Origin of the sequence: Rubrimonas sp. (assembly GCF_036788415.1) — a bacterium.
Lineage (GTDB): Bacteria > Pseudomonadota > Alphaproteobacteria > Rhodobacterales > Rhodobacteraceae > Rubrimonas.
Genome location: NZ_DAIQNN010000057.1, coordinates 1 through 21,125, shown reverse-complemented (window position 1 = coordinate 21,125; position 21,125 = coordinate 1). Strand labels below are relative to the sequence as shown.

At 67.7% G+C, this 21,125-nt stretch carries 9 protein-coding genes; all 9 read left to right on the top strand.

The window, feature by feature from the left end:
- Positions 1-313, top strand: a 313-nt coding sequence (locus tag V7Q31_RS12775) for a transposase (RefSeq protein WP_333834250.1), incomplete at its 5' end; no start/stop codon positions are given.
- Positions 314-616: 303 nt separating this feature from the next.
- Entirely contained in the window at positions 617-2,935 is a 2,319-nt protein-coding gene (locus V7Q31_RS12770) for an ATP-binding protein (protein ID WP_333834249.1), read from the top strand.
- A gap of 336 nt (positions 2,936-3,271) precedes the next feature.
- Complete coding sequence (locus tag V7Q31_RS12765; protein ID WP_333834248.1) at positions 3,272-3,991, top strand: GntR family transcriptional regulator; 720 nt, start codon at positions 3,272-3,274, stop codon at positions 3,989-3,991.
- A gap of 158 nt (positions 3,992-4,149) precedes the next feature.
- The gene (phnC, locus tag V7Q31_RS12760) at positions 4,150-4,938 is read left to right on the top strand and encodes a phosphonate ABC transporter ATP-binding protein (RefSeq protein WP_333834247.1); all 789 of its coding nucleotides are present in this window, start codon (positions 4,150-4,152) and stop codon (positions 4,936-4,938) included.
- Between the two features lie 33 nt (positions 4,939-4,971).
- Positions 4,972-5,880 carry a phosphate/phosphite/phosphonate ABC transporter substrate-binding protein gene (gene phnD / locus V7Q31_RS12755; protein WP_333834246.1) on the top strand — a complete coding sequence of 303 codons (909 nt, stop codon included), beginning with the start codon at positions 4,972-4,974 and terminating at the stop codon, positions 5,878-5,880.
- Positions 5,881-5,970: 90 nt separating this feature from the next.
- Positions 5,971-6,888 carry a phosphonate ABC transporter, permease protein PhnE gene (gene phnE, locus V7Q31_RS12750; RefSeq protein ID WP_333834245.1) on the top strand — a complete coding sequence of 306 codons (918 nt, stop codon included), beginning with the start codon at positions 5,971-5,973 and terminating at the stop codon, positions 6,886-6,888.
- Positions 6,885-7,736 carry a phosphonate ABC transporter, permease protein PhnE gene (gene phnE / locus V7Q31_RS12745; protein WP_333834244.1) on the top strand — a complete coding sequence of 284 codons (852 nt, stop codon included), beginning with the start codon at positions 6,885-6,887 and terminating at the stop codon, positions 7,734-7,736. The genes phnE (V7Q31_RS12750) and phnE (V7Q31_RS12745) overlap by 4 nt, the downstream gene beginning before the upstream one ends.
- 33 nt (positions 7,737-7,769) lie before the next feature.
- Positions 7,770-8,546, top strand: coding sequence for a tyrosine-protein phosphatase (locus V7Q31_RS12740; RefSeq protein ID WP_333834243.1), 777 nt, complete (start codon positions 7,770-7,772; stop codon positions 8,544-8,546).
- A 625-nt stretch (positions 8,547-9,171) separates the two neighbouring features.
- Positions 9,172-20,751, top strand: coding sequence for a VCBS domain-containing protein (locus V7Q31_RS12735; RefSeq protein ID WP_333834242.1), 11,580 nt, complete (start codon positions 9,172-9,174; stop codon positions 20,749-20,751).
- The last annotated feature ends 374 nt before the right edge of the window (positions 20,752-21,125 follow it).

Below are 21,125 nucleotides of genomic sequence, written 5' to 3'. Positions count from 1 at the left end.
CAGCGCCGTCTGGGCCGACACCGCTTACCGCTCGGCGGCCAACATCGAGATGCTGGAGAAGCGCGGCCTGAAACCCCAGTTCCAGCGCCCCAAGCCGAGGGGCAAGCCAATGCCGCGCCATGTCGCCCGCGGGAACGCCAGACGCGCCCGTATCCGCTCCCGCGTCGAGCATGTCTTCGCCGCCCAGAAGTGCCGGTTCGCCCTGATGATCCGCACCGTGGGCAAGGCCCGCGCCACCGCGAAGCTCGCCTTGGCCAACCTCGCCTACAACTTCACACGCTTCCTCTGGCTGGAGAACCGGCAAGCGGCCTGAACCCGGCGCCCGCGTCCCCGCGCGGGGGAGATCACACGCCCCACGGGGCGCACGGTCCGCCGCCGACCTGCCGATTTCCCGCCAAAGACACCGCGGCCGCGCTTCCGGAGCCCCGTCAGCCTCAGATCAGCGGGTTCTTCGAGGCGTCCACCTGCCGTTTGGGCGGGATGCAGGGCCGCCATCCACAACGTGCGGCCATATGCGATCTCCGATCATCATCCAGTTGACATGCGCATTGACCGGCCCGCCAGATATTGTTGCGGCCACTGCAAAGTAAAAACTTTTCAGGGAAAATGCATTGGCGTGCATGAACCGACAGGGCGTTCGCGGCTCCGATCAGCACGGATTGTATTAACGCTTTCTAAACAACCCTACCCCATCGCCGGGCATTGGGCATGGGGCGGCCTGCTCGACGGGACGCAAGCCGGCTGGCTGGAGGCGCGCGGCTTCGTCGATTTCGCGGGATCGACCGTGGTCCATTCGGTCGGCGGCTGGGTCGCGCTCGCGGCCGTGCTGCGCCTTGGCCCGCGCGAGGGCCGCTTCGACGGCCGCCACGGCATCGAGGCGGACAATCTGGCCTTGAGCGCAGGCGGCGGCTTGCTGCTCTGGATCGGGTGGCTCGGCTTCAACGGCGGGTCGCTGCTGGCCTTCGAGGCGGAGGCGGCGTCGATCCTGCTGGCGACGACGCTCGCCGCCGCGGCGGGCGGAACCACGGCGATCGCATTGTGCCTTCGGCACCAGGGCCGGGTCGACGCCATGGCGGCGATCAACGGGGTCGTGGGCGGGCTCGTGGCGATCACCGCCAGCGCTCACCTCGCGGGGGGAGCGGCGGCGATCCTTGTCGGCGCGCTCGGCGGGTTGACCGCGCGGGTCGTGGGCGCGGCGCTGGAGCGTGGACGGATCGACGACGCCGTAGGGGCGATTTCCGCCCATCTCGGCGCGGGGATCGTCGGCACGATCGCGGTAGCCTTCGTCGCGTCGCCGGACGGCGCTTCCCTAATCGACCGCCTCGCCACGCAGGCGCTCGGCGTGGCGGCGATCGGCGCGTGGAGCTTCGGGGTGGCGTGGCCCGCCCTCCGGCTGATCGGACGGATCTGGCCGTTGCGCGCGACGCGGGAGGCCGAGGCGATCGGGCTCAACGTCGCCGAACACGGGGCGGGCTCGGCGCTCTATGACCTACTCGGCGCGATGGAGGTCCAGCGCGTGCGCGGCGACTTCTCGCTCCGCGCCCCGATCGAGCCCGGGACCGAAGCAGGCGTCATCGCCGCGCAGTACAACCGGGTGCTCGGGCGCGTCGAGGACGAGATCGGGGCGCGCGAGCGGATGGCCGCCACCCTGGAGCGGGCGCGGGACGAGGCGCAGGCCGGCAATGCCGCGAAGTCGCGCTTTCTGGCCACGATGAGCCACGAGATCAGAACCCCGCTCAACGGCGTCCTCGGCATGGCCGATCTGCTCGCTCATACGCCGCTGGACGACAAGCAGAGCCGAATGCTGTCCACGATCAGGGCGTCGGGGGACATCCTGCTGACGACCATCGGCGACATCCTTGACGCCGCCAAGCTGGAGACGGGGGCACTGCAGCTCGAAGTCGCGCCCGTCGATCTCGCGGAGATCGCCAGCCTGGTCCGCGACATCCATGCGGGAGCCGCGGAGCGCAAGGGCCTCGCGATCGCGCTAAGGATCCGGGGCGAGAGGCTGCGGCGTCTGGGCGACGCCCATCGCATCCAGCAGGTTCTGCACAACTTGGTCTCCAACGCCGTCAAGTTCACCGAGCGCGGTGCCGTGGGGATCACGGTTGAGGCGTCGCAGACGGACCGGGTGACGATCACCGTCGCGGACGAGGGCGTCGGGATGACGGTCGAGCAGGCCGCGCGCGTGTTCGAACCCTTCACCCAGGCCGACGAGTCGATCACGCGTCGCTTCGGCGGCACCGGGCTCGGCCTCTCGATCGTCCGCCTGCTGGTCGACGCCATGGGCGGGCGCATCGACCTCGAGACCGCGCCGGGCGCGGGCGCCGTCTTCGCGGTCACGCTCCCCCTGGCGGTCGCGGAGGAGGCGGCGCGGCCCGTCGTCGAACCCGCCGCCATCGCCGCTGCGGCGGAACTCGCCGGGATGCGCGTCCTCGCGGCCGATGACAACGCGATCAACAGGATGGTGCTCGCCGGTCTGCTGAAACAGCTGAGTGTCGACTGCGTCATGGTCGAGGGCGGCGCGGAGGTGATCGCCGCGTTCGAGACGGGCGGCGTCTTCGACGCCATCCTTCTCGACATCTCGATGCCGCAGATCGACGGCTGCGCCGCCATGCGCGCCATCCGCGACGCCGCCGCGCGCAGCGTCACGCCCCCTCCCCCTATCATCGCCTGCACCGCGTCCGTGATGCCCGACGAGATCCGACAGTTTCTGCGCGAGGGCTTCGACGACCATCTCGCCAAGCCGCTGACGTCGGACGCTCTCAGGCAGACGCTCTGCAAGGCCGCCAGAGCGCCGGCGGCGTGCAGCCGACCTGCGGCGGGCGCGCCTGAGGGTGCCGCGACGTATCCCCGCGGATCCCGCAGCGAACCGTCGCAGCCCATCCATGGTTTCAGCCCCGACGTCGGAAAGCGACATCCAATAGTGCGCTGATTGCGGGCGGTCCCTCCCGGTTTCGGCCGGTCGCGGGGTAGGCAGCCGAGTTCGGTGAACAGCCATTGGCGGTGGTGCACCATATGGGTCAGACTGAGCAGCTGGCCGGCCGTCGCTGCAGAAGGCCCGAAGGTCAAGCCTCCGGCTCGCTGTCACCTGTTCTCAGGCGTCCACCTCTTGCGCTTCTGCGTCTGGTTGCTCAGAGATATCGCCAACACATTCGGATGACCGTGCGCAAGTCTCCACCCCTCCCAGCGGGCGCTCTGCGTCGAGCGTCGGCGATGGGAGGCTGCTGTAGCGGGCGACCGTGTGACGAGATGCGCGAGCGAAGGTGCCATGCAGCCGAAGACGAAATCATGGGTGGAAATCCGGGATTCCTTCGGGGACGACATCGCCGCGGGAAGGCTTCTCCCGGGTGAGCGACTGCCAAGCGAAAGCGAGCTTTGCCAGCGCCTCGGCGCCGGGCGGCACTCAGTTCGGCGCGCCCTCGGCGCGCTCGCCGCGCAGGGACTGGTGAAGATTGAACACGGCCGCGGCGCTTTCGTCGCGGAGACCACGCCGATCCGGTACACGATTGACCGACGCAACCGACTGTTCGACGAACTCGAACGCCAGGGGCATCTTCCGGAACTGCGGACGGTGGACACCGGCGAGACTCGCGCGGATGCGGAGGTGGCCGAGGCGCTCGATTTGGCGGAAGGCGCCGCGGTCCATGTCAATGAAGTGATCTTGCTCGCGGACGGCGCGCCCCTCGGTCTCGGCCGGTCCTACCACCCGCTCGGACGCTTCCCAGACTATCGCGAGCATCGGCGCTTCGCGCCGCGTCAGCGCCTGTTCTACCGCTCCTACGGCATCGGCGAGTATTACCGCAAGGACACGGTGTTGTGGGCTCGCCGGGCTGATCCGGGCGAAGCCGACCGGTTGAGCCAGCATCCGGACCTCCCTGTTATCGAGACCGAGGCTCTCGACATCGACGAGGGAGGCGCCGTGATCGGTCTGTCTCGCACGGTCTGGGCCAGCACGCGCCTGCGCTTCGTGTTGCCGACGCGGGGCTGAAGCCTCCCCGGCGACGCTCGCAGTCGGCTCCCGCACATTGCGCCGACCTGGCTCGATCGAGCGTCGCACGCACGTCACGGAAGCTTCGCTTGCGCCGACTCATCCGGATGACTTAGCCATCTGTCGAACTCATTCGGATAAGATGTGGTGGCTGCCCGATGCTCGCGCTGCGCAACCTCTCCAAGTCCTTCGGCGCGAAGCGCGCCGTCGACGGCGTGACGCTCGAGATCGGGACGGGCGAGTTCGTCGGCGTGATCGGGAGATCCGGAGCGGGGAAATCGACGCTCCTTCGGATGATCAACCGGTTGATCGAGCCGACAGAAGGGACCATCGAATTCGACGGCGTCGACGTCACCCGGCTTCGCGGTCGCGATCTGCGGCTCTGGCGCGCGACCTGCGCGATGATCTTCCAGCAGTTCAACCTCGTGAACCGGCTCGACGTGCTGACCAACGTGCTGATCGGGCGGATCGCACATCACCGGTTCCTCTCCTCCATGCTCATGCGCTTCACGGACGAGGAGCGCCTCGCGGCGCTGGCGGCGCTCGACCGCCTCGACCTTCTGCCGCAGGCGCTTCAGCGCGCGGGCACGCTCTCGGGCGGGCAGCAGCAGCGCGTCGCCATCGCCAAGTCGCTTCTTCAGGCCCCCCGCATCATGCTCGCCGACGAGCCGATCGCGTCGCTGGACCCGGCGAACGCGGCGAGGGTCATGGACGGGCTGCGCGCCATCAATCGCGACGACGGCATCACGGTGCTCGTCAACCTGCACACGCTCGATACCGCGCGCGCTTACTGCGACCGGATCGTCGCGATGCACGATGGCGGCGTGAAATTCTTCGGGGCGCCTGCGCAGCTCACGGACGAGGTGGTGCGCGACATCTACGGCGTTTCCGACATCGCAGAGTTCAACGAGGCGGTCACCTCGACCGCGGCGTTCGCCGCGGCGTGAGCCGATTGCCTTTCGTCAGAAGGAGAGCCCGACATGAAGACGACGCTTATCGCAGCGCTGCTGGTCTCGACCGCATCTCTGCCGGCCTTCGCCGAGAGCTGGACCGACACCTACAAACTGGTCCGCTTTGGCGTGTCGGCGGCCGAGAACCAGAAGGACACGATCGCGAAATACGCTCCGCTCGAGCAGTATCTCGAAAAGCGCTTCGGCGTCGATTTCGAGATATTCCCGGCCTCCAACTATGACGGCGTGATCCAGGCGCTCGCCGCCGACCAGATCGAGTTCGCCTATCTGGGCACCTCGTCCTACGGCGCGGCCTATACGGCGACGAATGGCGGCGTCGTCCCGATGCTCGCGAAGCTCAAGAAGGACGGCACGTCCGGCTACGTCTCGGTGATCGTGACCCGCTGCGACAGCGGCGCCGCGTCGGTCGCCGACCTCAAGGGCAAGGTCCACGCCTTCCCCGACCCGGACTCGACCTCGGGCTTCGCCGTGCCGTTCTACAATCTCGTGCAGCAAGGCTACGATCCGAGCAAGCATTTCGCGAGCTTCTCCTTCTCGGGCAACCATGAGGCGGGCGTGCAGGGCGTCGTGAACGGCACGTTCGACAGCGCCTCGACCTGGGCCTACACGCCCGAGGACGGCGCGGTCTCGCGGATGGTGGCCAAGGGCATGGTGAAAGAGGGCGAGGTCTGCCAGATCTGGCAGTCTCCCGAGATCACCGGAGATCCGTTCACCGCCCGGTCCAATTTGCCCGCAGCCATGATCGCCGACGTCAAGCAGGCGCTGATCGACGTCGTCACGCAGGACCCGGCGGCATGGTCCGCCATGGATGGCGGAACGGATACTCATGTCGGGTGGATCGAGGTCGAGCACGATCTGTACGTCTGGATCATCGAGATGCGCGAGTGGCTGAAGAGCTACCGCCGCTCGCAGGGCTGACAGACTTCGCCGTGATCTCCGCACATCCGCGCGCCGGGGCGTCATCCGCGCCCCGCGCATCGCTCCGATCGTCGCGCAAGGAACCGAGCCATGCCGACCCTCGCCATAGCGCCGCATGTCGCGGAGTTCGACCGCGGCGTGGCTGCGTTCCGTCGACGCCAGCGGCTGCACTGGCGGCTGGGCGGTCTGGCGTTCCTCGTCGTCTTCGCGCTCTGCGCCGAGCTCGGCGACTTCTTCGCGCGCGTTCCCGTAACCCTGCCTGACGGGCGGCGCGTCGATCGGTGGATCATTCTCGCCGGGCTGCCGCGGCTCGACGAGTACGTCGCGCGAACGCTGCCGACGCTGCGATGGGAGAGCCTCGGCGCCGATGTCGCCGATTGGTTCTGGGCGTGGCGGCGCTGGGCTGCGCTCTGGGTCGAGACGATGCTGATCGCTTTCATGGCGACGGTCTTCGGCGTGGTCGGCGGCTTTCTGCTGTCCCTGCCCGCGGCGCGCAATCTCGCGCCGAACGCCTGGGCGCTCTGGCTCTCGCGGCGTGCGCTCGAGGTCGCGCGGACGGTTCCCGAACTCGTCTGGGCGCTGATCTTCGTCTACTGCTTCTCAGTCGGACCCCTCGCCGGCGTACTCGCGATCGCGCTGCACGGCGCGGGCGCGCTCGGGAAGCTCTGCTCGGAAGTCAACGAGAACATCGACATGGGGCCGCTCGACGGGGTGGCGGCCGCCGGCGGCGACTGGTTCGACCGGGTCCGCTACGCCGCAGTGCCTCAGATACTGCCCAACATCATCAGCTACGCGCTGATCCGCTTCGAGTTCAACGTCCGATCGTCCTCGATCATCGGCTATGTCGGGGCTGGCGGGCTTGGGCAGGAGCTTCGCGTCGCGATGACGCTTCAGGAATACACGGACCTCTCGGCGTTGTTCCTGATCATCTTCGCCACCGTGATCGCCATCGACTTCGTGAGCGAAAAGCTCCGTCACGAGGTGATCGGCAGGGAGAGCTTCGGATGACCCCCGCTTCTTCCGCGCGTCGGGACGCGACGGCGCTCAGAGCGGCCTGCCCCGGCGCCTTCGCGGCGCCCTGGCCGGTCCGCCTGCGCCGATTGCTCGGCTGGACCGCCTTCGCGGCGCTGTTCGCCTGGTGCCTCTACGATTTCGGCTTCTCGCCCGCGCGACTGTGGACCGGGTTCCAGCGCTTCGGCGAGATCGCCTCGTTCATGTTCCCGCCGGTGATCTGGAGGAGTTGGGAGGCGTTCGCGCCGGTTCTGGCGGCGCTCGGCGAAACGATCGCGATGGCCTTCATGGGCACGGTGCTGGGCTCGCTCCTCGCCTTTCCGGCGTCCTTTCTCGGCGCTCGAACCATCAACCGCTTCCCGCTGCTGCGCCTGACCGCCCGCCGCGGCTACGACATCGTCCGCGCCTTCGAGACGTTGATCCTGGCGCTCATCTTCATCCGCGCGTTCGGCCTCGGCCCGCTGGCCGGGATCCTCGCCATTGCGGTCTCCGATTTCGGGGTGCAGGCGAAACTGTTCTCTGAAGCTCTGGAGAACGTCTCGGAGAAGCCCGTGGAGGGCGTCGTCGCCTCGGGCGCAGGTCGCGCGCAGGCGATCCGCTTCGCGATCCTGCCGCAGGTCATGCCGGTCTTCGTCTCGCTCGTGCTGTACAGCTTCGAGTCTAATGTCAGGTCGAGCACGATCCTCGGCATCGTCGGCGCTGGCGGCATCGGCTTCATCCTCTCTGACCTTATCGCCGCCTATCACTGGGGCGAAGCCTGGTCGGTGATCCTGCTCATTGTCGTCATGGTCTATGTCATCGATCTCGCCTCCGCCCGCCTGCGGTCGCGACTGATCGACGGCTAGGCCGGCCCTCCCTCCAGCGAGGAATCAGCGGCGATGTCCGACGCTCCCCCTCCCGCCGCACAAGACGCGGCATTCGATCGGATCCTCAACTTCCGCGACGTCGGCGGCTACGCGGCGGCTGACGGCCGTCGCGTGAGACGCGGCCGGATTTTCCGCTCGGCCGACCTCTCGGACGCGAGCGCGCAGGACGTGGCGCGCCTCTCTGCGCTCGGCCTCCGGCTCGTCTGCGATTTCCGCACTGTCGACGAAGCGCGCAAGGAGCCCGACCGGTTGCCGCCCGGCGTCGCCTACGTCAACGCAGCGCTCGAACAGACCACCCTGACGGCGCAGGACGCCGCCGCCCTGCGCAGCGGGGACCGATCATGGTTCGACAACGGCGGCATGACCCGCATCTACCTGAGCTGGATCGACGTCTGCGCGCCGCTCTGGTCGGGCGTGCTTGACCGCGTGGCCGAGCGCGCGGAGCTGCCGCTGCTCGTCCACTGCATGGCCGGGAAGGATCGCACGGGCGTCTTCGTCGCACTTCTGCTGTCCGTGCTCGGCGTGGCGGAGGAGGACATCCTTCACGACCACCAGCTCTCGAACCGCGCCATGCCGGTGCTGCGCAAGGCGGCGCGCATGCACGCCGAGCGCGCAGGCGACAAACCCGAGATGGTTCTTCCCACGCTCGCAGCCCCTGCCGAGGCGCTCCGGGCCTTCCTCGGGCGGATCAGGGAAGATCACGGCGGCGTGGATGCGTATCTTCGCGCTCGGGGCGGACTGAACCCGACCACCGTCGCGATGCTGCGAGATGCCGTCCTCGAAGCGTGAAGTCGACACATGACTTGCAAAGTGAGGGGCCGCTAAGACTTGGACACGTCGAGCTATCTGTTTTGACAAAAGACTTCGCGGCTCCCGAATGCCGCAAGCTTGAGCGACCGCCAAGGATCCGAGCATCATGCCGAGCATCGCGCCCTCCGTCGAGGCGGGCGACATCTTCGACCGAGCACTCAGCGATTGGCGCATTACGACGGACTGGGTGTCGCGTTAGCTCGTCAAACTCGGTGTCGCTTGACAAGAGCGCCAGCCTCACGAAGCGCGAGACCGAGGCGCTCTCGTGGGTGATGGCGGGGTGCAGCGACGCCGCGACCGCCCTGCGCATGGGGATCAACGGGCGGGCTGGCTTGTTTCATGTCGACAGCGCCCGCGTCAAGCTCGACGCGCGCTCAGGCTGCGGCGGCGCGCCTCGGCCTGATCCGTCCATCAGACTGCCAGAATAGTGGCCTATTTCGCTGCATTGTTATACTCATTCCCTACGAATCAAAATAAAATGCAGGCGGGTGCCAAGCACAACCTTGGCGTGCGCCAAAAGTTGACCGTTACTAGAAGGCGCAGCGACGGTCCAGTGTCGCGGAAAAACTTTTTTTGGTATCAACTTGAAAGCGGCGGGGGCCCAATGAGTTCCGTAATCACGTTCGCACATCTGGCGATCCGCAAGGACATCAAGGTCCAGTTCCGCAAGGACAAGACGACGATCCAGAACGTTTCAGGGCGTGAGGTCGAGGACGACGCGGTGATCGCCGCCGCGGACCTGGCCTTTGGCTTCGCCCAACTCGAAGCCTTCGGTCCGAACGGCGACCTGACTGTCGCGAACGCCTCTGCAGCGTTGTCCGGCAAGCACTTCGTGGGTGGGACCAACCAGATCCAGTTCCAGGACCTCTACGCCGTCGTGAGCGACGGCGGCGCGCTGGACGACAGCGCCACGCTCCACAAGCTCGCCGACAGCGGCTACGGCAGCCGGCTAACCGGAAACCGGCTGATCGACGGCTACCGAGGGGACGAGGTCGGACGCATCGGGCAGCAGGCCGACCCCGTCAGCATCTGGGCGCATGGCCGGATCTCGAACGGCCTCGTCGGATCGTTGCAGGGGCTCCAGCTTGTCGGTCAGGGCCTCGGTTTCAATCGCCAGACCGGCTTTGGCGTCGACAACGGGCCCGAGAGCGGCAATCGCTGGATCAACGACGGAGACGCCGTCAACTTCGAACTCAACCCGGTTCAGGGTCGCGCCCAGGTCTTCGAGCGCGTCAGCTTCACGGTCGACACCGATCGCCCCGTTGCGCGCATCGCGCTCGACATCGACGGGAACGTGCTGCGCTCCGGCGTTTACGGCGCGCGCGCCAATGCGGCGAACCGCGATTTCCTTGCGCTGATCGAGGCGCGAAAAGGCGACGTGGTGGTGATCGACTTCCTCGCGAGGACCATTACCGTAGGCGGCGTCGTCGCCCCGCACACGGAGGCCTTCTTCGCCGCCTACGGCGCGAGCGCGGAGCGCAACCTGCTGACCGTCGGCGCCGTCGACGGCGCGCGGTTCTCGATCATGCCGGACCTCGCCATCGTGCGGCGCAACGCGACCGAGGGCGGCGACGTCGTCCCCCCCGACGCGCCGACGCTGGCGCTCGACCCCGCCTCCGACAGCGGGACGCAAGGCGATGGGATCACCTCGGCGCTGAGGCCGGTCTTCGTGGGAACCGCCGAGCCCGGGGCTGTGGTGCGCCTGCTGCTGGACGGCGTCGAGGTGGCTCAGGCGACAGCCGGGGCGGACGGGAAGTGGATCGCCGTCCCCGCCTCGGACCTGCCCGAAGGCGCGGCGAGCTACGCCGCCACCGCCACGGACGCGGCGGGCAACGTCAGCGCCGCGTCCGCCACCCTGGCTCTGACGATCGACGCGACGCCCCCCGACGCGCCGACGCTGGCGCTCGACCCCGCCTCCGACAGCGGCGCGCCCGGCGACGGGATCACCAGCGTTGCGACCGTGACCGTAAACCTCGCTGCCGAGGACGGCGCCAGTGTGGCGCTCGGCGACCAGACCGCCGTCGCACTCGGCGGCGCCGCAACGTTCACAGTCACGCTGGCGGAGGGCGTAAACACGCTGAGCGCCGTCGCCACGGACGCCGCGGGCAACACCAGCGCCGCCGGCGTGTTGGAGGTAACCCTCGACGCAACGAACGCCGCGCCGCTGGTCTCGGCGCTGGAGGGAACTCTCGGCGAGGACGACAACGGCTTCGACCTGCTGGAGGGGGCGCAGGACCCTGACGGCGACGCGCTGTCAGTCGCAGGCGTGCCGTCGCAGGTCGTCTCGCAGGGCGGGCGGACACTGATGCTGGGCGACGATTATCTCGTCGAAGTCGGCAGGCTCTCGCTAACCGAGGCCGGCCGCGCGCAATTTCGAGCGCTGCCCGAGGGCGCGACCGACCGCGTGGTCTTCGATTTCAGTGTCGAAGACGGCGTGAACTCGGTCGCCAACCGCTTCACGCTAATCATTCCAGGCGTCAACGACATCGCGTCGCTGGGCGGCGACTTGTCCGGGTCGGTGCAGGAAGACGGAACGCTGATCGCAAGCGGAAGGATTGCAATCTCCGACGCCGACGAGGGCGAGGCGGCTGTCGTTCCGCAGGCGGACGTGCAGGGCGTTTTTGGAGCCTTCTCGGTCGGGGCGGACGGTTCCTGGCGCTACGCGCTGAACAACGACCTGCCCGCCGTGCAGCAGTTGGGCGTCGATGATAGCGTCGTCGATCGGTTCGAAGTGACCTCGCTGGATGGCAGCGCGAGCGCCGCCGTCGAGATCACCGTGACAGGGACGAACGACGATCCGACTGTCGGGCCCGCGCTTTCGCTGGCGGTGACAGAGGACGGGCCGGTCGCCACGCTGGATCCGCTGTCGGGCGCGAGCGACGTCGATGAAAGCGACGTTCTCACCACGAGGAACTTCGCCGGACTGGCCGCCGGCCTGCGCCTTGAGGGCGATCTTGTGACGGTCGATCCGGGCGATCAGGCGTTTCAGGCGTTGGCGGCCGGTGAAAAGCGCGAGATCGCACTGTCCTGGGACGTGATCGACGGCAATGGCGGCGTCGCGCAGCAGACCGCGAGCATCATCGTGACGGGCGTTAACGACGATCCGACTGTCGGACCCGCGCTTTCGCTGGCGGTGACAGAAGACGGGCCGGTCGCCACGCTGGATCTGCTGGCAGGCTCGAGCGACGTCGATGAAGGCGACGTTCTCACCACGAGGAACTTCGCCGGACAGGCCGCCGGCCTGCGCCTTGAGGGCGATCTTGTGACGGTCGATCCGGGCGATCAGGCGTTTCAGGCGTTGGCGGCCGGTGAAAAGCGCGAGATCGCACTGTCCTGGGACGTGATCGACGGCAATGGCGGCGTCGCGCAGCAGACCGCGAGCATCATCGTGACGGGCGTTAACGACGATCCGACTGTCGGACCCGCGCTTTCGCTGGCGGTGACAGAAGACGGGCCAGTCGCCACGCTGGACCTGCTGGCGGGCGCGAGCGACGTCGATGCGGGCGACGTTCTGTCGGTCGAGAATGTCGCCGGGCTGACGGCCGGGTTGAGCCTCGACGGCGCGGTGCTGACGGTCGATCCGGCCGACCCGTCGTTTCAGGCTCTGCCGGCCGGCGAGATGCGCGTGATCGAGCTGTCCTTCGACGTGACCGACGGACAGGGCGGCTTCGCACGGCAGACGGCGACGGTGACCGTCATGGGCGCCGCTGACGAGCAGGCCCCGCTGGTCCCCACGATCCGCCTGTCCGCCTCGGATGCTGCGCCTTCGGGGGGGACGACGGCGGCGCGTGTCACCCTCCTGGGAGAAACCTCGCCCGGCGTGATCGTGGAGCTGATGTCGGGCGACGGCCCCGCCGTGCTGGCGTCGGCGCTGTCGAACGTCAACGGCTCCTACAGGCTGGGCGACGTTGCGCTGCAACTTGGATCGACCGATTTCCGCGTCGTTGCGCGCGACCCCGAAACCGGCCTTACCAGCGCTCCCGCCGAGGTTTCCCTCACCCGAATCGCTACCGACCCGTCAGAGCCGGTCAATGCCGCGCTGTTCTGGAACGATGTCGCGCTGAACGCGATCGCCGACAGCGGGGCCTCGCCCGACTACGCGTCCCGCGCGCTGGCGATGGAGAGCATTGCAGTTCAGAACGTGCTGACGGCGATCGACGGGGCGCCGGGGTTTCTGTTCACATTCAGCGCGAGCGGACCCGTGGACCCTTCAGCCGCCGTCGCCCATGCGGCGCACGGCGTGTTGCGCTCACTGTTTCCCGGTCAGGAGGCCGCGCTCGACGCCGCTCTGGCGGCGGCGCTGGCCGGAAAAGTGGATTCAACGTCCGAAGCGCTCGGTCGCGCCGTCGCCGAGCGCGTCGTCGCCTTTCGCGCCAACGACGGCGCTTTCGTCGAGGAGAGCTATGTCGGTCGCGAGGGGGTCGGCGAATGGCGCCCGACCGGCCCCGGCTATCTGAACGCGGCGAACCCGCAATGGGCCGATCTCAGGCCCTTTTTACTGGAGGATGGCGGGCAGTTCCGCCGCGACGCGCCGCCGTCGCTGTTCAGCGACAGCATTCTGGGCGACGCCTACGACAGCGATCTCGCGCGCATTCACGCGCTGGGCGCCGGCGACAGCGTCGAGCGCACGGCCGACCAGACCGCGTCCGCCCGGTTCTGGGCCGGCGGCGCCGGCACCGTCACGCCGCCGGGCCAATGGAACCGGATCGCAGCCGACGTCAGCGCGTCCGAAGGCCTTTCGCTCAACCAGTCGGCCGAGCTTCTGCTGAAGCTCAACCTGTCGCTCGCCGACGCGGCGATCGCGGCGTGGGACACGAAATACGCCTACGACTATTGGCGCCCGGTAACGGCGCTGAACGAGGGCGGCGTGGTCGACGGGCAGGTGATTCTGCGCGACCCCGACTGGTCCCCGCTGCTGACGACGCCGGCCCATCCGGAATACGTGTCCGGCCATTCGACCTTCTCGGCGGCCGCGGCCACGGTGCTGACCGCCTATTTCGGCGACGGTTTCGTGTTCGAGGACTCGGCAGAGACCACGGTCGGCCCAATCACCCGCCAGTACGACAGCTTCTGGGAAGCCGCCGAGGAGGCCGGCGAGAGCCGCGTTTTCGGCGGCATCCACTTCGATTTCTCGAACATCGCCGGCCTTGCCCTGGGCGCCGACGTCGCGACTTGGGTGCTGCGGTCCTTCGACCCGCTGACCGACACGGTCGCGCCGACCATCGTGCTGACGGGCGGGCTGGGGGCGGCGGTCAGCGCGTCGCCGGTGATCGCGGGCTTTGTCGGCGATAACCTTAGCGGCGCGCTTCAGCTGAAGGCGGTGGTGGACGGCGTCGAGTACTTCACCATCACGCCCGACGCGACAGGCGCATTCAGCTTCGACCCGGGGCTGACGGACGAGGGCCGACACAGCGTCACGTTCATCGCGACCGACGCCGAGGGCAATGTCGCGCGGCTCGACCGGGAGTTCACGCTTCACGCCACGCCGCCGGTGATCGCTCTCGACGAGACCAGCGTCAGCGACGCCAATGCGGCGCTGACGGATGGCGCGCGCCTGTCGGGCAGGATCGAGCTGCCCGAGGGCGTGTCGCTGGCGGCGCTGACCGTGCAGATCGGCGCCGGACCGGTCAGGCCGATAAGCTTCGACAGCAACGGCGGCTTCGACGTCCGGCTCGAAATCGGACGGCTCGACGTCGGCGCGCACACCGTCACCGTGCGCGCCGCCGACACCGCCGGCAACGCGACGGTCGAGACGATCGAGGCGACGCTCGTAGAGCGACCGCCCTTCACGCTGGAGAAGCTCGAGCCGTCTGACCGCGAGGGCCAGATCGGCGTGACGATCCACCCCTTCGTGTCGTTCAGCCGGCCGGTCGATCCGACGACCCTGACCGAGGACAGCTTCTTCGCCGTCACCGCCGCCGGCGCGAAAGTTCCTGGAACGATCGCGCTGCTGGCTGACGGCGCCGGCGCCTGGCTCCTTTTCGACTCGCCATTGCCGGGCGCAACCGCGATCGAGTTGGTGGTTGACGGCGCGCTGATCCGCTCGGCGGACGGGGCGGTTCTGGACGCCGACGGCGACGGCGCCGCGGGCGGGGCGCTGGTGCAGCGGTTCACGACCGTCTCGCTCGCCGGTCTTCCCGAGACCACCCTCGTCGGCAGGGTGGTCGACCCCGGCGCCGACTTGCGCCACGGCACGCCCGACGACTTCGTCGCAGGGCCTGGCGGCGTCAGCGACTACGACCGCCACGTCTACCGCAACCCGATCGCCAACGCCGAGGTGCATGTGATCGGCCGCGACGACCTGACGGTCTTCACCGACGAGAACGGCTTCTTCGAGCTCAGCGGGCTGCCGGCCGGCCACGTCAAGCTCGTGGTCGACGGCCGCACCGCGACCAACGCGCCCGACGGCGTCTACTGGCCCGAGATGGTGCTGGACGTGGTCATCCGCCCGGGGCAGGAGAACACGATCATGGGCGGCATGGGGCCGCTTGAGGCGCAGCTGGAACGGCAGGAAGACCCGTCGTTCTATCTGCCGCGCGTCCCGGTCGCGGCGCTTCAGACCGTCTCGGGTAACGAGCCGGTCGTCATCCGGCCCGTCACAGGAAACGGAACGACGCTGACGGCCGAGCAGCTGGACCTGCTGACGCTGACCGTGATCCCGGGCAGCGTGATCGACGCGAAGGGTCAGGTGATCGTCGATCCCCAGATCGGGCTCGCCATCGTGCCGTCCGAGATGGTGATCGACATGCTGCCCGCCGGCGTGCCGACCCCGCCGTTGTTCCTCACGATACAGGCCCCCGACGGCTCCCTGTTTCTCGAGGAGGCGATCCTCAAGGTGCCGAACGTCTTCGGTCTGGCGCCGGGCGAGAAGACCGAGTTCTTCAGCTACGACCACCAGACCGGTCTTCTGGTGATCAACGGCGTCGGCACCGCCAGCGAGGACGGCAGCTACATCGAGACCGACCCCGGCTCGGGCATCCTGCAGCCTGGCTGGAACGGCCCCATCCGCGTCAGCCGCATCACCATCGACCCGCAGGTGCTATGCCCACCGGGAACCAGTCACAGCAGCAACTTCGAACCCCAACCCGATGAGATAACAGACGATCTTGAACAATTGAGTGCGACCGATCGCTTCATTCGTGAAAAATATGGCGATATCGGCGACGAATCGAGTATTTTTGTAAATAACTTTTTATCTGATTTTTATAGGCAGGCTGAAGCAACAATCGCTACAGACCTCGAGATCATGGCGAACGCCAAGTATGCTGGAGATTCGGGTTCTCTTGGCGGCGAGGTCGATGCTGGTTTCTGGGCCATCATGGGCACGAAACTTGCCGGCGACCTTGCAGAGACGACGGTCAAGAGTGCTGCGAACCTGACGCCGCTCAAGCTTTTTTCGACAAAGGTTCAATTGCTCGCGCTCGGCAATCTGGTCGACTATGAGAAATCGCTGTTCGACCTCGATTTCCCGATCGAACCGAGCCGGACCGACAATCTCGCCAACCGCGCCCGCGACGTCGCCGACAACGGCATTCCCGGCAAGTTTGGGCGAGGCGACACCGATAAGACAGAGCCGTTCAACGAACTCGCTGCGGAGGCCGAGCAGGCTTCTGAGCGCATTGAGGACCTCGAACTGATATGGGAGGAGCAGAAGCAGCAGCACCGCGACCTTGTCGACGTGGTGGAAGAGCTGCAGGACACGTACGGCGATCTTCTTGAGAAGATCGCCGCTGGCAACAGGCCCACCGACGCCGAGATGGAGCTCCTGGCTGGTCCGGAGGGAGCGGATCCTCGAGACAGCGATCTCTTCGAGCTCATCGGCCGGATGGAGCAGATCGTCAGTGCGGTCGAGACGACCGGCACAATGCTGGGCACGGTATACGAGATTTACGGGATCTTGCAGGAGCTTGACCAGAAAGAGTCCGATATTTTCGGCGAGCCGTCCGAGACCATCTCGATCAGCGAACTCGCCAGCCCGCCGACGCAAGTCGAAGGCCAATACGTCTTCAATTACGGCCCGGTCCTCTACGTCCTGATGACCAACCTCGACACCGGCGAGGAGGAGCGCTTCACCATGCGCTCCGGCGAGAGCCCGCTCCAGCCCACAAGCCCCGGCGCCAACTACGCCATCTCGATCTTCGACCCCGTCAGCGGCCTCACCGGATCGGGCGGCTTCACCGCGCCGCGGCCCTTCGTCCTGAACAGCCGCACCAATCTCGCTGAGCTGCCGAAGGTGAAGCCCATCCTGCGGCCCGAGGACGACAGCCCAGTCGGACCGGGCGGTCTGACCGAGGAGCAGGCCCGCATCGTCGGCGCCGAGTTCGGCGTCGCCGACAGTCTGCTGCCGGGCTCCAACATCACCGACCGCCAGGCGTTGATCAGCGGCCTCGGCGCCGCGCCGGGCGCGGTGAACCTCAACGGCGTCGCCGGCATCCTGCCGCTGGACGGCACGGCGGAAGCGGTCGCCATCGGCGGCGTGCAGCAGAACGGCGCCGGCATGACCGCTTATGTTGCCACCGGCGACGTTGGGCTCGCCGTCGTCGGGGTCGCCAATCCCACGCAGCCGGTGCTGTTCGGCCAGATCGATCTGCCCGATTTCGCCGAGGACGTCGCGACGGTGGACCGGCTTGATCTGGTCGCCGTGGCGCTGGGGTCAGGCGGGCTTGCGGTCGTCGACGTGTCGGACCCGGTGCGGCCCACGCTCGACGCGCTCTACGCCGGGCTGACCGTCACGCAGGTGCTGGCGGTGGACGACCGGCTGATCATCGGCCTCAACGGGCGCATCTCGTTGATCGACGCGGCCAGCGGAACCGTCATCACCTCCGTGGGCGTGGGCGTCGGCCCCGAGCAGCAGTTCGTCGCCCTCGCCTACGAGGACGGCGAGATTTACGCGCTCGGGGACAACGGCACGGTCCATATCGTGACGTTGGACCAGGGCGCGCTGACGAACCGGGGTTCTCTGGACGTCTCCGACAACCTGCGCTCGCTCGAAGGCGCGACCATCGCCAGCCTCGACGGCGTGCTGTGGATCGGCTCGCAGAGCGACGATTTTCGCGGCGGGGCCGTCACCCTCGACATCAGCGACCCGGACGCGCCTTCCGTCATCGCAGGCGTCGATCTCGGCAACACCGCCGGCGATTATCTGGGCAGCGCGCTCGCGGTGAACGGCTCGGGCTTCGGCGTCGCGGCGCAGCCGACGTCGGTTTCCGCCGGCGGAGCCAGCCGCCTGCAGGTGTTCAGCACCCGCGATCCTTCCGATGCGCAGACCAGCCTCACCGAATACCGCTTCGCCGGGGCCGCGTCGGACGTCGCGATCGCCGCCGGCGAGGCCTTCGTCGCGACCGGCGAGGCCGGGCTGCAGGTCATCCGCTTCCTCGGCATCGACACGCAGGGCGTGGCCCCCGAGATCACCCTTGGCGCCCTGCCCCGGGACCGCGACGACGCCGCCCCGGGTCTGCAGCTCTTTCAGGGCGAGACGGTGCGCTTCGACGTGGCGGCCTCGGACGACATCCAGGTCCGAAGCGTCGACGTGCTGCTGAACGGGACCGCGATCCTGTCCTCGGTCGCGTTTCCGTGGGACCTGACGACGACGCTGCCGACCATCGCCGACCTCGGGACCGATCAGCTCGCGCTGCAGTTTCGCGCCACCGACACGGGCGGCTCCGTCACGCTCACCGACCCGATCGCCATCCAGCTGATCGAGGACGCGACGCCGTTCGAGATCGTGGACGTCACGCCCGAGGACGGCGCGAGCCTTCTGCCGGGCGCGATCCGCAGCCTGACCGTCACGTTCTCGAAATCGGTGGAAAGCGACACGGTCGACGCGGACAGCTTCGCGCTGTCCGGGCCCGCCGGACCCGTCATGCCGACCTCCATCTCCGTGCGCGGCGGCGGGACCCAGGTGCAGCTGACCTTCGCCGCCGATGCGCTCGGCTCCGGCGCCTATCTGCTGACGATCGACGCCGACACGGTGACCGATCGCGCCGGGACGCCGCTCGCCGCCGCCGACGTCACCAGCAGCTTCGACGTCCGGCTGATCGACGGTCAGACCTGGATCAGCGCGACCGACGGAAGCTGGAACGACCCCGTGAACTGGGCCAGCGGGCGTCCGCCCCTGCCCGGCGACGACGTCGCGCTGCCGCTGCTCGCCGGGGTCACGGCCACCCTCAGCGCAGCAGCGGGTTCGGTCGCGAGCGTCGGCGTCTCCGGCGACGGCGCCTTCCGCGTCGCGTCTGCGGAAAGCGGAACCGATCTGACGACTGGGGTGCTCATCAACACCGGAACGGTGAACGTCGCCCTCGGCGCCGTCGCGGTCACGACGCGAACCGCGAACGCCGGCGAACTGGCCGCGACCAGCACGCTCGGCGCTACCACCTTCGGTCAGCCGGTCGTCTTCAGCGGCGAGCTGATCCTCTCCGGCGACGTCGCGAACAGCGGGACGCTGCGCGCCGGGGCTGGCGGGACGATCAGAATCGAGGCTGACGCGATCGAGAACACCGGCGTCATCCGCGTCGAGAACCTCGCCGGCTCGGGCCGAAGCTCCACGCTGCGCACGTCGGCCCCGCTGATCGAGCTTACCGGCGGCGGTCGGGTCGAACTCGTGACCGACCCCGGGGTCGGCAATCGCGCGAGCTTCAGTGGGTCGGTGAGCAGCGCCGACTTCGGCGTGATCGACGAGCGGTTCTTGAACGTCAACAACACCATCACCGGCGCAGGCGACTTCGGCGTCGGCTTCGTGTTCGAGAACGCCGCCGCCGGCGTTGTCGAGGCCGGCGCGGGCGATGTCCTGAGGATCACATCGGGCCGCATCACGAACAGCGGGGTGATGCGCGCGACCGACGGCGGCGCTTTGGTCTTCGATTCCGAGCAGTTTTTCTTTTTCGGCGGCATCTTCGCTTTCGAGAGCCCGGCGTTCATCGACAACCGGGGGGGGCTGATCGAAGCGGACGGCGGCTTCGTCAACTTTCTGAACAGCACGGTCTCAGGCGGACGTCTGGTCGGCGCGGACACCGCCGGCGGCCTCGGCCGCTTCGTCATCGGCGAGGGCGACAGCAACGGCTTCGCGAGCCTCGACGGGACGTCGGAGACGCTGTTCATCGACGGCGACTTCAGCGTCGCAGGCTACCTGCAGCTGCGCGGCGACATCGCCAACTCCGGCAACATGCTCATCTCGCCTGGCGAGGGCCCCACCACGGTGCAGATCATGGCTTTGACCGATCTGTCAGGCGGCGGACGCATCACCTTGAACTCGCCGGATCTCGACTTCGACGGCGGCCAGTGGGTCGAGGTGATCGGCGACTACGAGCTTGAGACCGACCCCGACAGCGGCGAGCAGGTTTTCGACGATTTCGGCGCTCCGATCGTCATTTACGAGACGGCTCTGACGCTGCGCGACCAGACGCTGAGCGGCTCCGGCATCGTGGGAGAGCGACTCTTCCAGCGCGACAGCGAGGTCGTGCCGCTGTTCGAGATCAATCTGTTCGGCGGCGGCGAGATTGATCCGGGCGCGCCGAACCAGACGCTCGAATTCTGGAACGCCGAGATTAACAACTTCGGCGGCGTGATCCGGACCGGCGGCGGCGTGCTGCGCCTGATCGACAGCGATCTTTTCTCGACCAGCGCCAGCGAAATCTACGTCGACGGCGGCGAGCTGTCGCTCGAATTTGGCGACGGCGCGAGCATCGGCGGCTTTTTCTTCAATAGCGGCGGCGTCTATGTCTTCGACGGGCTGTTCTACGCCGACTTCACCATCTTCAACAGCGGCGAGATCGCGCTGTATGAGGGCGTGGCCGACCTGAGCTTTCTGATCGACGACGCGTCGAGCGGCGGCCGGACCTTGGTCGGCGACGCCACGCTGATCCTGCGCAACGGCGGCGACGTGACGCTCGACGCCAGCCTCGGCGACGCCGAGGTGATCGTCGACGACAGCGGACGCTTCTCCGCGACGCTGATCGACTTCGAGGCCGGAGATTCAATCCATTTCACCGATTTCGACGCGAGCGGCCCGTTGTCGATCGACTATCAGGCGGCTGGCGAGGGCGGGTTGCTGACGGTCAGCGACGGCGATGCGACGGTTACGCTGAATTTGCTGGTAAGCAACGGTCTGACCACCTTCACGGCCGACGACTTCGTGCTGAGTGAAAGCGTTTACGGCGGCGTCATGCTGGAGACATCATTACTATAGCGTCGTCGCGCTCCCGACCGATTATTGACCCGCATTTCCATAGAAGAGTTCATCCGCACTTGAACGATCGACTACTTGGGACAGGGATCTGCATCTGGCAGGCCGACGGCTGGCCGGATGTGCCGCTGGGTTTCATGAGCTTGCTTGGGTGTGGATCGGCGCGTCCGATCGGTCCTTTTCGCGAGAACCGCCCACACCCTGCGACCAGCGGTTCAGGCACAAAGGCAGCCCGACGGGCCGCCGCGGACCTCGCCGCCGCGAACGGCCGCTCTTGAGCGAGTCGTCCACAGGCCTCGTCCGGCGGCTTTGGCGCAGAGCCTGCCGGTCAAGCCGGGCGTAGCATCAAGGTGGACCGATCACGTCAACGGATGGGA

What these genes read in the sequence shown, in the direction of transcription:
- V7Q31_RS12740 (WP_333834243.1), top strand. Translation starts at nt 7,770, where the DNA reads ATGTCCGACGCTCCCCCTCCCGCCGCACAAGACGCGGCATTCGATCGG.
- phnD (WP_333834246.1), top strand. Translation starts at nt 4,972, where the DNA reads ATGAAGACGACGCTTATCGCAGCGCTGCTGGTCTCGACCGCATCTCTG.
- phnE (WP_333834244.1), top strand. Translation starts at nt 6,885, where the DNA reads ATGACCCCCGCTTCTTCCGCGCGTCGGGACGCGACGGCGCTCAGAGCG.
- V7Q31_RS12765 (WP_333834248.1), top strand. Translation starts at nt 3,272, where the DNA reads ATGCAGCCGAAGACGAAATCATGGGTGGAAATCCGGGATTCCTTCGGG.
- phnE (WP_333834245.1), top strand. Translation starts at nt 5,971, where the DNA reads ATGCCGACCCTCGCCATAGCGCCGCATGTCGCGGAGTTCGACCGCGGC.
- phnC (WP_333834247.1), top strand. Translation starts at nt 4,150, where the DNA reads ATGCTCGCGCTGCGCAACCTCTCCAAGTCCTTCGGCGCGAAGCGCGCC.
- V7Q31_RS12735 (WP_333834242.1), top strand. Translation starts at nt 9,172, where the DNA reads ATGAGTTCCGTAATCACGTTCGCACATCTGGCGATCCGCAAGGACATC.